We start from the raw sequence: 12,806 nt of genomic DNA on the forward strand, positions 1-12,806 counted from the left end.
GCCCCGGTCCGGTCCGCCGTGGTGCGGCCGCCGCCCCGCTCCCCGTCACCGCGGCCGGTCGAGCCAGCCGCGGCGCGCCGCCTGCCAGGCCAATTGCATGCGTGTCGTCGCGCCCGCGAGCGTCCTCATGACCTGGATCCGCCGCTGCACCGCGCGCCTGCTCGGCGCGAGCCGGCTCGCGATCGCCTTGCCGGCGGCCGGAGGAGCGCCCCGCCGCAAGCCAGGGGACGCCGCGCGGGGGCGTGCGCGGTCCTGTCACATTCTGCTGTCGTGCCCTGTCCAGTGAGTGGAGGACAAGCGAACAGAGGACACCATGCGAGAGATCTTGATCGTCGGCGGCGGCTACGCGGGCTTCTACACGGCGTGGGGCCTGGAGAAGTCGCTGCGCGCCGGGGAGGCGCGGGTCACGATCGTCGATCCGCGCCCCTACATGACCTATCAGCCCTTCCTGCCGGAGGTGGCGGCCGGCTCGGTCGAGGCACGGCACGCGGCCGTGTCGATGCGGCGGCACCTGCGGCGCACGCGGGTGATCGCGGGCAGCGCGGTCGACATCAGCCACGCGCGCCGCGTCGTCACCGTCCGCCCCGTCCGGGGTGAGGACTTCACCCTCGGCTACGACGTCCTGGTGATCACCGCCGGCGCGGTGACCCGGACCTTGCCCGTCCCCGGGCTCGCGGAGCAGGCCATCGGCCTCAAGCACGTGGAGGAGGCCGTCGCCGTACGGGACCGGCTGATGACCGCGTTCGACGAGGCCGCCACGCTGCCGCCGGGACCCGAGCGGCGCAAGCTGCTCACCGTCGTCTTCGTGGGCGGCGGCTTCTCCGGCGTCGAGGGCTTCGGCGAACTGCTCTCGCTCGCCACCGCGATGCTGCGGTCCTATCCCGAACTCGACCTCGGCGACCTGTCCTTCCACCTGGTCGAGGCGCGGGGGCGCATCCTGCCCGAGGTGAGCGACGGGCCCGGTGCCTGGGTGGTGCGCTCGCTGGAGCGGCGCGGCGGGCACGTCCACCTGAACACCCGGCTCACCTCGGCCAGGGACGGGCACGTCGTGCTCTCCGACGGGCAGGAGTTCGACGCGGAGCTGATCGTCTGGACCGCCGGGAACGCCTCGAACCCGGTCGTCCACAACCACACGGACCTGCCGCTCGACGAGCGCGGCCTGATCGTCGTACGTCCCGACCTGCGGGTAGAGGCGCACGGCAAGCCGCTCCTGGACGCGTGGGCGGCGGGCGACGACGCGGCGGTACCCGACCTGGCCTCGCCCGTGCCGGGCGCGCGCACGGTGCCGAACGCCCAGCACGCCGTACGGCAGGGCAGGCTGCTGGCGCGGAACATCGCGGCGAGCCTGCACGGCCGCGAGCCGCGCGACTACCGGCACAGCAGCCTCGGGGTGGTGGCGACGCTGGGCCTCGGGCGCGGCATCTTCCAGTACCACGGGCTCGTCGTCAGGGGCCTGCCCGCCTGGCTGATGCACCGGGGCTACCACGTGCTGGCCGTGCCGACCTGGGAGCGCAAGGTCAGGGTGCTCGCGGGCTGGCTGGGCGCCGCGTTCTTCGGCCGCGACCTGGTCTCCCTGGCCTCCGTGCAGCACCCGCGGGACGCGTTCGTCTCGGGCGGGGACGCCCGGCGTCCCGGCGATCGCGCGGGGGAACCGGCCGGGCCCGCCGGTGCGGGTGCCGGTGCTCGTGCGGGGACGGCGGCGGGTGGTGGCGGCGGTGCCGGGGGCGGGCTCGCCGGACTCTCCGCCGAGCCCGCGGGGCAGGGCGTCGTACCCGCCGGGGAGGGCGTCCCGCCCGGGCTGCCGGGCCCGGGCGGGGACACGGCCGCCTGACCTCCGCACGAGACCAGCACGCCCGAGCGCGGAGAGGTGCCCGTATGCCCATAGGACCACGTCACCCCGGTGATCCGGCCGCCACCGGTGTGACGCTGGCCGCCGAGGCCGCCGTGCTGGAGGCCCGCCTGCGGATGCTCCAGGAGGCGGCCGACGCCGTGGACGCGCGGATCGAGGCGCTCACGGAGCGGCTCGACGCGCTGCGGCGCGCGGCTCCCGCCCGCGACTGACACGCCCCGGAAGCGGCGTACGACCGCAGAACACACGGTGTGGTCGGGCACGAGGGCCGAGGGGTGTCACCGGACCCTGGACAGCCCTCCGCCCCGGTGTGCCCAGGGGGCCTGAGCGGACGGCAGCCGCCGCGAGCTGCTGGGACGTGCCGGAGCCCGCCGGGCCGCCCGGTCACACCTTCCGTGTGCGGGCGGGCGACGGACAGCAGTGGGGCCCGGGGAGGCCGCCTGCCTATGATGTGGACGAGCGACCACCCCGCGTCCGGTCCGGGCAGCGCCTCGTGAGGCCGTAGGGGGCGCGGCACGAAGGGCAGGTTGAGGGGAACACATGGTCTCGGCGACTCCCGCCGCGCGGCGGCTGGAAAGCACGGCCGCGAGCCTCCAGCAGGACCTGGCCCGGCTGAAGCTCCAGAAGGAGGCCCTCGGCCGGGAACTCGCGGCGGTCGAAGCCCATCTCGGCTCCGTGCAGCGGGCCCTCGACGCCCTCGGCCCCTTGCTGTCCGACGCAGACGCGGAGGCATCCGGGGAGTCGCGGGCGGAGCCGGAGACAGCGGCGGAGACGCAGGCCGGTGCGCCCGCGCGGCCGGTCGGGAAGAGCGGGGCCCGGGCCGCAGGGACCGGGAGGCGGGCCGGCGGTGCGCAGGCGGCGCGCCGGACCGGGGATGCAACCGTGGACGGTGACGGTGACGGTGACGACGACGGGCGACGCGCGTACGGCAGGCTCACCGAGCAGATCCTCGCCCACCTCGCCGGGGCCGGCGACGCCGACGTCCGGGCCCGGGACGTCGCCGCTGCCCTGGGCCGTGACACCGACAGCGGCAGCATCAACGCCGTGCGCAGCACGCTCGACCGGCTCGTCGCGGCCCACCGCGTCCGGCGCACCGGCCGCGGCCGCTACCGGGCCCCGCTGCCCGGGCACGACGCCTGATCCGGGCACGAGCCCGGGCACGACGCCTGATCCGGGCACGAGCCTGATCCGGGCGCGACGCCCGCCCGGCGGCACGCCCGCCCGGCGGCCGCGCGCGGTCTCACGGCCGGGGCCCGCTCCTCGCCCTGAGGGGGAGTGACCGGCAGGCAGCAACCGGCACGGACCCCCGCACCGGATGTCCGCCTCTCAGCGCCTGAGCCCCCGCCGTGCCGGCGTCCCGCGCCGCCCACCGCTGCCCGCGTCTTGCCGGTTTTGGCGCCGGCCTCAGGCCCGGCCCCCGTCCGGCGCCAGGAAGCGGGTCACCGCCTCGGCGAACCGCTCCGGGCACTCGACGTGGCCCAGGTGGCCGGTCTCTTCGAGGACCACGAGCCGCGCCTCCGGCACCGCCTCCTCGATCATGCGGGCCCAGCGCGGCCCGCAGATGAAGTCCGCGTCCCCGACCAGGACGAGCGTGGGTGCCATGACGGTGTGCAGTTCGTCCCGCACGTCGAAGGCGGGCCCCTCACCGCGTGAGGGCTCCGCGTACATCCGCAGCGTGCTCCGGGCCGGGCCGAACTCCGCCTCGCGGCCCCAGTAGTCGAAGAAGTACGCGGGCGCGATCAGCCTGAGGACCTGGGTGGCGCCCTCGTCGCCGAGTTCCTCGAGACGGGCCGTGAGGCCGTCGGCGTACGCCGCGGTCTCCGGGTGTTCGGCGCCGTGCCGCCGGGCGAAGGCGCCGATGTTGGACACCGCGTCCGACCAGAAGGCCTCGCCCGTGACCGGCGAGGTGTCGTAGAGGACCAGCGCGGCCACGCGGTCCCCGTGGTCGAGCGCGTACCGCTGCGCGACGAACCCGCCGTGCGAGTGCCCGAGCACCACGACCCGGGGCAGCGCCAGGTGTTCGACCACGGCGTGCAGGAAATCGGTGTACGTGGCCAGGTGGTAGCCGCGGGGATCGGGCAGCCGCCCGGAGGCGCCCGTACCGACGGGCTCGAGATACACCATCGTCAGACGGCGTTCGAGCAGCGGCATCCGCAGGTACTCCCAGCCGATGCCCGGCCCGCCGGAATGCACGACGCACACCGGGCCCGAGCCCGCGACGTGGTAGCGCTGCTCGACGGGGGCCGGGCCGGAGCGGACGGTGATCGAGTGCGTGCCGGGGGCGAGCGGGGACGCCGGTTCCCCGGCCCGGGAACCCGGGGCGGACGGCTCTGGGGTGGTGTTCACATCTCCGAGATGGTGCAGCACCCCCGGGCCGCTCACAAGACAGTGTGAACCTTGTCATAACAGTGTGATCGGAGGGCCGTTCGCCGGGGACGGGAACGCGGCCCGGAGGACGGCCGGCATGACCACGGCGCCGACGCGCGGCGGTACCCGGCGGACGCGCGCCCCACAGCGGCGCGTCGTCGGGCGGGAGTCGGACCGTGCCCGACTCCCGCCCGGCGGCCCCCGGTTGTCACAACCGGACCGGCTGCGGCGTCTGTCCCCGGGGGCTCCTGCGCCCGCGGGCTTCGGCGCCCCCTGTGCCCGCCGGATGCGGCGCCCGTCGCACCCCTCGGGCAGGGATCGGGCGCGCGGTCGCTGGATTCACCTCGCGCCAGGCGGGTACCGGGGCCGTCCCGGCACCGTTCGAAGGAGAGGGTTGGCATGGACTGGCTTGAGAGGGCGAGCTGCCGGGGCGAGGACCCGGAACTGTTCTTCCCCGTCGGCGGCAGCGGCAGCGGTCCGACGGTGCTGCAGAGCGACGAGGCGAAGACGGTCTGCGCCGGCTGTCCCGTCCGGCGGCAGTGCCTCGACTGGGCGGTCGACGCCGGCCCGGTGGACGGCATTTGGGGTGGCACGACCGAGGTCGAGCGGCGCGCCATGCGGCGGCGGCACGTGCCCCACGCGCGACGCCCGGCGGCAACGGCCGCCTAGGCTCCGAGTTCGGACGAACTCATCCGAACTCATTCGAATTCATCAGTGGTCATCAGGCTCGTCCGGAGCGGGACGGGACGACGACAGGTCGTTCTGCCTCCCCCTCCACCGCGGCGTCCGTGACCGCCGGCGGGGAGCAGCGGCTGGATCGCTTCGGGCTCGGTCCCCTCGGCCCGAGCCCGGGCACGACGGCCGCCCGGCCGGCTTCCGGCGGGCCGCCGCCGGCAGGGCCGACGCACCGACAGCGCACGGCCGCTCCCTCCCGGTCGTCCGATCGCCGCCGAGCCCGGGCGGGCGGGTAGCCTCCGCTCCCGCATGTCACACATCGGCCGGCCGGACTGTCATATCGACGACAGCATTCGGCACCAGCGACCTCCGGAGCCGGCCGTGGAGATGCCCCTCGCCCGCGAGAAGCCCCCGTGGGGCCTCCGTGCGGGCGCGCCGGCCGGCCGGAGTTCCCTGCCGCATGCCGGATCACACCGTGTGATCCGGCGCGGCGGCTCGGCCGGGGGCCGGGTCCCGCGGCGGGGACGGGTGCGGCGCGGTCGGCGCCCGGCGATGGGCCCGCTGGGCCCTGCGGGTGGGCCGAGGGCCGCGGCGCCGGCCGCCCGCGGTGGTGGACCGCCGTCGCGGTCCCCCCGCCACGCCGCGGGGCCGCCGGATGCTCCCAGGCACCACGTCGGGCGAGCAGGCAGGAATGAGCTGGTGGAGATGGACGAGAAGGACCGGCCGGCGGGACGCGAATCCGGCGGCAGGGGCGAACGGGTCGGGGACTGGATCGACGCACGGCTCGGCTCCGCGAGCCCGGCCGCGCTCAGGCGCCGGGTCTTTCCGGACCACTGGTCCTTCCTGCTGGGGGAGATCGTCCTCTACAGCTTCGTCGTCCTCCTCCTCACCGGCGTCTACCTGTCCCTCTACTTCCATCCCTCGGCAGAGCAGCTGCGCTACCACGGCAGTTACGCGCCGCTGCGCGGACAACTGGTGTCGCAGGCCTTCGACTCGACCATGCACCTGTCGTTCGACGTACGGGGCGGCCTGCTGATCCGGCAGATGCACCACTGGGCCGCGCTGGTCTTCGTGGCAGCGATCCTCGCGCACCTGATGCGCCTCTTCTTCACGGGCGCCTTCCGCAAGCCGCGCGAGCTGCACTGGATCATCGCCTTCCTGCTGCTGGTCCTCGGCATGTTCGAGGGCCTGACGGGCTACGACCTGCCGGACGACCTGCTGTCCGGCACCGGGCTCGCCGTGGTGCACGGCACGCTCCTGTCGGTGCCGGTCGTCGGCACGTACCTCGCGATGTGGCTCTTCGGCGGCGAGTTCCCCGGCCACGAACTGGTGGCGCGCTTCAACGCGCTGCACGTGGTCGTGCTCCCGGCCCTCATGGTGGGCCTGTTCGCCGCGCTCGCCCTCCTGTCGCGGCGGCAGCGCCGGCCGCAGTTCCCGGGCCCCGGCCACGGTGCGAACAGGGCGGTCGGCAGGCCGCTGCGGGTACGCGCCACCACCTCGTCCGGCCTCTTCCTCATGGTCGTCGGGATCCTCGCGAACATCGCGTCGATCGCGCAGGTCAACCCGATCTGGCAGTACGGCCCCTACCGCCCGGACCAGGTCTCTGCCGGGTCGCAGCCGGACTGGTACATGGGGGTGGCCGACGGGCTGCTCCGCGTCATGCCGGGCTGGGAAGTCGTCCTCGGGGGACACACCCTGGCCCTGGACAACCTCCTCCCGCTGCTGGCGGGCATGGTGTTCTTCCTCGCGCTCGGGGCGTATCCCTTCGTCGAGGCATGGGTCACCCGCGACAACGGTGCACACCGCCTCCTGGACCGGCCCCGCAACCGCCCGGTGCGCACCGCGCTCGGTGCCGCGTGGCTCAGCGTCTACGCGGTGGCCCTGGCCGGTGCGGCGAACGACGTGATCGCGACCCACTTCCACGTGTCCGTCAACGCGGTCACGTGGGCGGTCCGCATCGGCCTGTTCGCGGTGCCCGCGGTGGTCTACAGCGTGGCGAAGCGCACGGCGCTGGGGCTCCAACTGCGCGATCGCGACCTGGTGCTGCACGGCCGGGAGACCGGCCTGATCAAGAGGCTGCCGCACGGCGAGTACGTGGAGGTGCACGAACGCCTGAGCCCCGAACGCCTGTACGCGCTGACGGCGCACAAGCAGGAGGAGCCGCTGGTCCCGGCCGCGCCGCGCGGCCGCGACGGCGCGCGGCCCCACGTCACGGGGACGCAGCGGCTGCGGGCCGGACTGAGCCGGCACCTGTACGGGGAGGGCACGTACATCGCCGAGCCCACCCCGACGGAGCACGAGGAGATCGAGGCGCACGACGAGTGACGCCCGGACGGTGAGGGGACCGGGAACGGCGGCGTGCGGTGAACGCGGCGCGCGCGGCGTCCGGACTGCGAATAGGCCGGAACGACGTCGGAACGACGGCCCAGGATGACGCCGCCGCCGCCGCGGTGCGGGACGCGGCGGCGTCGCGGTGGGCGGGCCGGACACCGGCCGGTGGAGGGCGCACGGTGCCCTCCACGCCGGCGGGCCCCTGTCATGATTCTGAGGGCTCCCAGGTCATAGGGCTACCGGGCGGACCCCGGGCGGCGGCCGGCCCGCGACGGGTGGCGTCCGGTGGCCCGCGACCGGCGGCCCGCCCGCGTGGATGCCCGGCGGACCGCTCCCGCCGCGGGCCCCGGCGCGCGGGCGGGTGTCAGCCGGCCGACGGCGACGTGTAGGGCGCCAGCTTGTCCGGGTTCATCACCCACAGGAGCCGGTCGATGCCCTCCGTGGACGCGTCGATCGCGAGCAGGGTCACGGCGTTCCCGCCGGCCGAGACGAGGGCGGCCGGACGCCCGTTGGCCTCGACCCACGTGATGTCCGTCCCCGGCCAGAAGCGCGGTGCGAACGCGGCGAGGTACTTCGCGACACGCTCGCGCCCGAACACCGGGATCTTCGACGCGCTGCGCACTCCGCCGCCGTCGGAGTAGCTGACGACGTCCGCCGTGAGCAGCTCCTCCAGCGCGGCCATGTCGCCCCTCTGCGCCGCGTTCAGGAACACCTCCAGCAGGCGCCGGTGGTCGCCCGGGTCCACGCGGTCCCTGCGCTCGTCCGCGAGGTGCTTGCGGGCCCGGCTGACCAGTTGCCGCGTGTTGGCCTGGCTCGTCTGCAGGATGTCCGCGATCTGCCGGTAGGGGTAGTCGAACGCCTCCCGCAGGACGTAGGCGGCCCGCTCCACCGGGTTCAGCTTCTCCAGCAGGAAGAGGACCGCCATCTCCAGCGCCTCCGCGCGCTCCGCCCCCATCTGGGGATCGGCACTCGTGTCGACGGGCTCGGGCAGCCAGGGCCCGACGTACGACTCGCGGCGCACCCGCGCGGACTGGGCGAGGTTGATCGCCAGGCGCGTGGTGATCGTGGCCAGGAAGGCCGCCGGCTCCCGCACGTCCGTGCGGTCGGTGTTCTGCCAGCGGACCCAGGCGTCCTGAAGGATGTCCTCGGCCTCCACGGCGCTGCCGAGGATGCGATAGGCGATGCCGAACAGCCGGGGGCGGGCCGCGAGGAAGTCCTCCGCGGCCCGGCCGAGGGGGTCGGAGTCGTCCTTGACGTGCATGACCCTGCCTTCCTGCCCGGGCCCACCATGTTACAGACAGCGCGGCACGGTGCGTCCGGCACCCGTTGCGTCCGCACACCGTGTCGGCCGGGACGCTCCGCCGCTGCCGGCCGGGCGCGGGACGCGCCGTACCTGCGGGAAGGCCCTCGCGACGGGCGCCGGGGAGCGCCGGTGTGCCGGGCCCGGTCGTCGCTTCCGCACGCCCGGTCGTCGCTTCCGCGGAGGAGTACGGGCGCGGAGGTGCGGGCGCGGTCGCCGGGCCGGTCCGCGCGTGCGGCGGCGGTCCGGGCCGGTGTGTTCGCCGGCCGCCACCCGGGCGCGGCCGGTCGCCCTGTCACAAACGCCGCGCGTGGACGGTCTTGATGTCGAGGGGCGCATCCGGCGGGACGAGGCCGCCGGACGGGGCCGACCGGGGTCCCGCCCCGTGCCGGACGCCGGCGCGAGCCCCACCCGCACCACGGACGCGAGGGAAGGTAGACATGTCGTACCCGAAGCAGGTGTATTCCGGAGAGAACGGCCAGGCCGACGCCCACTTCAGGCCCGTGGACACGGCCCCGGACATCGGCGAGCGCGGCAAGGACGCCATCCACTACCTGGCGACCACGACCACCACGCGGGGCGAGTACGGCCTCTACCGCGTCGAGATGAGTGCGCGTTCGGGCGGGCCGAGGACCCATTTCCACCGGACGATCTCGGAGTCCTTCTTCATCCTGGAGGGAACGGTCCGCCTCTTCGACGGCGAGCGGTGGATCGACGCGCGCAAGGGCGACTTCCTCCACGTCCCGCAGGGCGGGCTGCACGCCTTCCGCAACGACTCGGACGCGCAGGCGGAGATGCTCCTGCTCTTCACCCCCGGGGCGCCGCGCGAAGGGTACTTCGAGGGGCTGCCCGGGCTGGCCGGCGCCACGGACGAGGAGCGGTCCCGCTTCTTCGACGAGCACGACTCGTACTTCGTGGACTGACGGCGCCCGCGCCGCCCCGCCGTACCGGCCGATCGCCCGCGCCCCGCGTGTTCCGGCCCGCCACCGCACGGCACGTCACACGTCCTGCCCGAACACGTCCGATCCGGTCCGGCCCTGCCCGGTTCGATCCGGACCGGGCCGATCGCGCTCGGCGACGGTCGGCCCCGTCATCCCTACCGGCGGCAACTGCCGCACGATCAGGAGGCTTTCATGGAATCCCGTCTCGACTTCTTCGGCAACGCCCTCGCGGGCAAGGTGATGAGACACCTCAACTCGGCGGGCAAGGCCCTGGCGGACGCCGGACTTCCCTCCACCACGGCGGAACTGGTGAAGATCCGCGCCAGCCAGATCAACGGCTGCGGGTTCTGCACCGACATGCACACCAAGGACGCGGCGGCCGACGGTGAGACCCAGCAGAGGCTCAACCTGGTCGCGGTCTGGCGCGAGGCCACGGTGTTCGACGACGCGGAGCGCGCCGCGCTCGAACTGGCCGAGCAGGGCACCCGGGTCGCGGACGCGCACGGCGGTGTGCCGGACGAGGTGTGGGCGAACGCCGCCAAGTACTACGACGAGGACCAGCTCGTCGCGCTGATGTCGCTCATCGCCGTCATCAACGCGTACAACCGCCTGAACGTGATGAACCGCCAGCCCGCCGGCGGCTACCGGCCCGGCATGTTCGGCTGAACCGCCGCCGGGGGCCGGGCCCTTCGGCCACGGGCCGGGATCCAGGCCGGTGGCCGGAGGGCCCACGCCGGTGGCCGAAGGGCCCACGCCGGTGCCGGAGGGCCCACGCCGGGCCCGCGCCGCGCCGGCGCGTTCGGGACGGGGGACCGTGCGGGACGTGTCGGACACCAGCCTGGGCGGCATGTACACCGAGCGCCCCTCGCGCCTTGCCGGCGCCGTGGTGCGGACCCGGGCGGCGGCCCCGGCGGCTCGTATCCCGTGGTGCCCGACGGATGCATGGACCCGCTGTGGGTCGACGGGACGCTGTCCGTGGCCGGCCCCGACACCAGAGGCCGCCGGGACGCGGCCTTGCGGGACCACTGCGCCGGACGGCGGCTGCCACCGGGTACGGCACCCGCCCCGCTCGGGGTGCCCGTCCACGGGCTGCGCGACGCACGCGTGCCGCCGGCGGACCTCTGCCCTGACCGGCTTCCCTCCGGCGGGCTGGGCGGCGCTCGGCCGGGACGGCGCGGCACCGCACCCCGGCGACCGCCCGGACGCCTCCTGAGCGCCCGGCCGCCGCGCGGACGCCTTCTCGGCGCGGCCCCCCGCTCCCGCCGCGTCGATCGCCGATACCCCGCCGTCATCGATCCGTAAGCACCCGGCGGCCCGGCCGCGCCCCGCGTACGGCGAGACTGGTGCCATGCACACCATCCTCGTCGTCGACGACGACCCGACGGTCGCCGAGGTCGTCACGGCGTACCTCGAACGCGCCGGGTTCCGCGTCGACCGCGCCTGTGACGGACCCGAGGCCCTGCGCCTGGCCGAGGCGAACACCCCCGCGCTCGTGGTGCTGGACCTGATGCTGCCCGGCATGGACGGCCTCGACGTCTGCCGGAGGCTGCGCGAGCGCGGGCCGGTGCCCGTGATCATGCTCACGGCCCGGGGCGACGAGGACGACCGCATCCTGGGGCTGGAGATCGGCGCCGACGACTACGTGACCAAGCCGTTCAGCCCGCGCGAGCTCGTCCTGCGCGTCGAGTCGGTGCTGCGCAGGGCCCCCGCCGAGCAGACGCCCGCCTCCGAGCCCCCGCTGCGCCTCGCGGGCATCAGCCTGGACCGGTCCGCGCGCAGCGCCACGAGGAACGGGCGGCCGCTGGCACTGACCCTGCGCGAGTTCGAGCTGCTCGCCCACCTGATGCGCCACCCCGGGGTCGCCATCGGCAGGGAGCAGCTGATGCACGACGTGTGGGGCTGGGAGTTCGGCGACCTGTCGACCGTGACGGTCCACGTGCGCCGGCTGCGCGGGAAGATCGAGGACGACCCGGCGCGGCCCAGCCTGATCCGTACGGTGTGGGGCGTGGGCTACCGCTTCGACGTGCCGCGCGGCACGGACGCGGAGCCCGGCGACGCGCCGGTGGTCCCGGCCCAGGGCCCCGCCCCCGACGGGGACGTACGGAGCGCCGCCGCTCCGCCGGCCGCGGCTGCCGGCCGCGGCGCCGCCCCGGTGGCCGGCCTGCCGGCCGGCCCCGACGAGACGCCGGAGCGCTGAGCCGTGCACGGAATCCAGAGCATGCTCGCCATCGCCGCGTACGCCTTCTGCGGGGCCGCGGCCGCGGGGCTCCTCGGGGCGGTGGCGCTGCGGCTGCTGCGCGGACGCAGCGTCGCCGTCGGGGTCACCGTCGTCGCGGCGGTCGCCGTCACGGCGATGCTGTCCGGAACCCTCGCGGTGGCGGAGGCGATGTTCCTGTCGACGCACGACCTGTCCGTCGTCACCACCGTGGTGGCGATGGCGGCGGTCGTCTCCATGGCGACGGCGCTGCTGCTGGGCCGCTGGGTCGTGGCGCGCAGCCGCGATCTCACCCTCGCCGCTCGCTCGTTCGGCGAAGGGGGCAGCTTCGCCGCGCCGGGCGGCGCCTCGACGGCCGAACTCACCGCGCTCAGCAACGAACTCGCGGCCACCAGCGAGCGCCTCGCCGTCTCCAGGGAGCGCGAACGCGCCCTGGAGAGCTCGCGGCGCGAACTGGTGGCGTGGATCTCGCACGACCTGCGCACCCCGCTGGCGGGGCTGCGGGCCATGTCGGAGGCGCTGGAGGACGGCGTGGTCCAGGACCCGGAGCGCTACTTCCGGCAGATCACGGCCGAGGTGGACCGGCTGAACTCGATGGTCGGCGACCTGTTCGAGCTCTCGACCATCCACGCGGGGACCCTTCCGCTGTCCCCGACCCGGATGTCCGTCTACGACCTGGTGGGGGAGGCACTCGCGGGCGCCGACCCGCTGGCCAGGGAGCACGGTGTGCGGCTGGTCGGCGACCGCGTCGACGCGGTGCCGGTCGAGGTGGACGGCAAGGAGATGACGAGGGTCCTCGGCAACCTGCTCGTCAACGCCATCCACCGCACGCCCGCGGACGGCACCGTGGCGGTCGCCGCGGAACTGCGCGAGGGCAGCGTGGTCCTGTCCGTGACGGACGGCTGCGGCGGCATCCCGGCCGAGGACCTGCCGCGGGTCTTCGACACCGGCTGGCGCGGCAGCCAGGCGCGGACCCCGCCGGCCGGCGCCGGCCTCGGCCTCGCGATCGTGCGCGGCATCGTCGAGGCGCACAAGGGCCGCGCCGCGGTGCGCAACGTGACGGGCGGCTGCCGCTTCGAGGTCACGCTGCCCCCGGCGGCGCCGGCGGCCACCGGAGCGGAGCGGCGG

The 12,806-nt window shown here is 75.1% G+C and carries 11 protein-coding genes; 9 read left to right on the forward strand and 2 right to left on the reverse strand.

All coding sequences use genetic code 11. The features are described 5' to 3' along the window. Positions 1–313 precede the first annotated feature (313 nt). From L1885_RS13735 to L1885_RS13745, 3 genes are all read left to right on the forward strand, one after another. Complete coding sequence (locus L1885_RS13735) at positions 314–1,831, forward strand: NAD(P)/FAD-dependent oxidoreductase (protein ID WP_235797371.1); 1,518 nt, start codon at positions 314–316, stop codon at positions 1,829–1,831. 44 nt (positions 1,832–1,875) lie between these two features. Further along, complete coding sequence (locus L1885_RS13740) at positions 1,876–2,061, forward strand: hypothetical protein (RefSeq protein ID WP_235797372.1); 186 nt, start codon at positions 1,876–1,878, stop codon at positions 2,059–2,061. 328 nt (positions 2,062–2,389) lie between these two features. Further along, positions 2,390–2,989, forward strand: coding sequence for a hypothetical protein (locus L1885_RS13745; protein ID WP_235797373.1), 600 nt, complete (start codon positions 2,390–2,392; stop codon positions 2,987–2,989). A 264-nt stretch (positions 2,990–3,253) separates the two neighbouring features. Here the strand turns inward: L1885_RS13745 and L1885_RS13750 are convergent, their stop codons facing one another. Continuing rightward, positions 3,254–4,195, reverse strand: a complete 942-nt coding sequence (locus tag L1885_RS13750) for an alpha/beta fold hydrolase (protein WP_235797374.1) — start codon at positions 4,193–4,195, stop codon at positions 3,254–3,256. A gap of 420 nt (positions 4,196–4,615) precedes the next feature. On the opposite strand from L1885_RS13750, the gene L1885_RS13755 reads away from it, so the two are divergent. Then, positions 4,616–4,885 carry a WhiB family transcriptional regulator gene (locus L1885_RS13755; RefSeq protein ID WP_235797375.1) on the forward strand — a complete coding sequence of 90 codons (270 nt, stop codon included), beginning with the start codon at positions 4,616–4,618 and terminating at the stop codon, positions 4,883–4,885. A 711-nt stretch (positions 4,886–5,596) separates the two neighbouring features. Continuing rightward, positions 5,597–7,216, forward strand: coding sequence for a cytochrome bc1 complex cytochrome b subunit (qcrB, locus tag L1885_RS13760; RefSeq protein ID WP_235797380.1), 1,620 nt, complete (start codon positions 5,597–5,599; stop codon positions 7,214–7,216). Positions 7,217–7,586: 370 nt separating this feature from the next. Here the strand turns inward: qcrB and L1885_RS13765 are convergent, their stop codons facing one another. After that, positions 7,587–8,483: an RNA polymerase sigma-70 factor gene (locus tag L1885_RS13765; protein ID WP_235797376.1), complete on the reverse strand. Its 897-nt coding sequence runs from the start codon at positions 8,481–8,483 to the stop codon at positions 7,587–7,589. 479 nt (positions 8,484–8,962) lie between these two features. Here L1885_RS13765 and L1885_RS13770 point away from each other — a divergent pair, with 479 nt between their 5' ends. The 4 genes from L1885_RS13770 to L1885_RS13790 form a co-directional block, all read left to right on the forward strand. Beyond that, on the forward strand, positions 8,963–9,445 hold the full coding sequence (locus tag L1885_RS13770; RefSeq protein ID WP_235797377.1) for a cupin domain-containing protein: 483 nt from the start codon (positions 8,963–8,965) through the stop codon (positions 9,443–9,445). 210 nt (positions 9,446–9,655) lie between these two features. After that, on the forward strand, positions 9,656–10,129 hold the full coding sequence (locus tag L1885_RS13775; RefSeq protein WP_235797378.1) for a carboxymuconolactone decarboxylase family protein: 474 nt from the start codon (positions 9,656–9,658) through the stop codon (positions 10,127–10,129). A gap of 682 nt (positions 10,130–10,811) precedes the next feature. Next, the gene (locus L1885_RS13785; RefSeq protein ID WP_235797379.1) at positions 10,812–11,660 is read left to right on the forward strand and encodes a response regulator transcription factor; all 849 of its coding nucleotides are present in this window, start codon (positions 10,812–10,814) and stop codon (positions 11,658–11,660) included. A gap of 12 nt (positions 11,661–11,672) precedes the next feature. Beyond that, on the forward strand, positions 11,673–12,806 hold a 1,134-nt coding region (locus L1885_RS13790; protein ID WP_235797381.1), incomplete at its 3' end, for a sensor histidine kinase.

Origin of the sequence: Streptomyces fuscigenes (assembly GCF_021556455.1) — a bacterium.
GTDB classification, from domain to species: domain Bacteria; phylum Actinomycetota; class Actinomycetes; order Streptomycetales; family Streptomycetaceae; genus Streptomyces; species Streptomyces fuscigenes.

Coding starts and splice junctions, on each gene's coding strand:
- L1885_RS13735 (WP_235797371.1), top strand. CDS start 314: ATGCGAGAGATCTTGATCGTCGGCGGCGGCTACGCGGGCTTCTACACG.
- L1885_RS13740 (WP_235797372.1), top strand. CDS start 1,876: ATGCCCATAGGACCACGTCACCCCGGTGATCCGGCCGCCACCGGTGTG.
- L1885_RS13745 (WP_235797373.1), top strand. CDS start 2,390: ATGGTCTCGGCGACTCCCGCCGCGCGGCGGCTGGAAAGCACGGCCGCG.
- L1885_RS13755 (WP_235797375.1), top strand. CDS start 4,616: ATGGACTGGCTTGAGAGGGCGAGCTGCCGGGGCGAGGACCCGGAACTG.
- qcrB (WP_235797380.1), top strand. CDS start 5,597: ATGGACGAGAAGGACCGGCCGGCGGGACGCGAATCCGGCGGCAGGGGC.
- L1885_RS13765 (WP_235797376.1), bottom strand. CDS start 8,483: ATGCACGTCAAGGACGACTCCGACCCCCTCGGCCGGGCCGCGGAGGAC.
- L1885_RS13770 (WP_235797377.1), top strand. CDS start 8,963: ATGTCGTACCCGAAGCAGGTGTATTCCGGAGAGAACGGCCAGGCCGAC.
- L1885_RS13775 (WP_235797378.1), top strand. CDS start 9,656: ATGGAATCCCGTCTCGACTTCTTCGGCAACGCCCTCGCGGGCAAGGTG.
- L1885_RS13785 (WP_235797379.1), top strand. CDS start 10,812: ATGCACACCATCCTCGTCGTCGACGACGACCCGACGGTCGCCGAGGTC.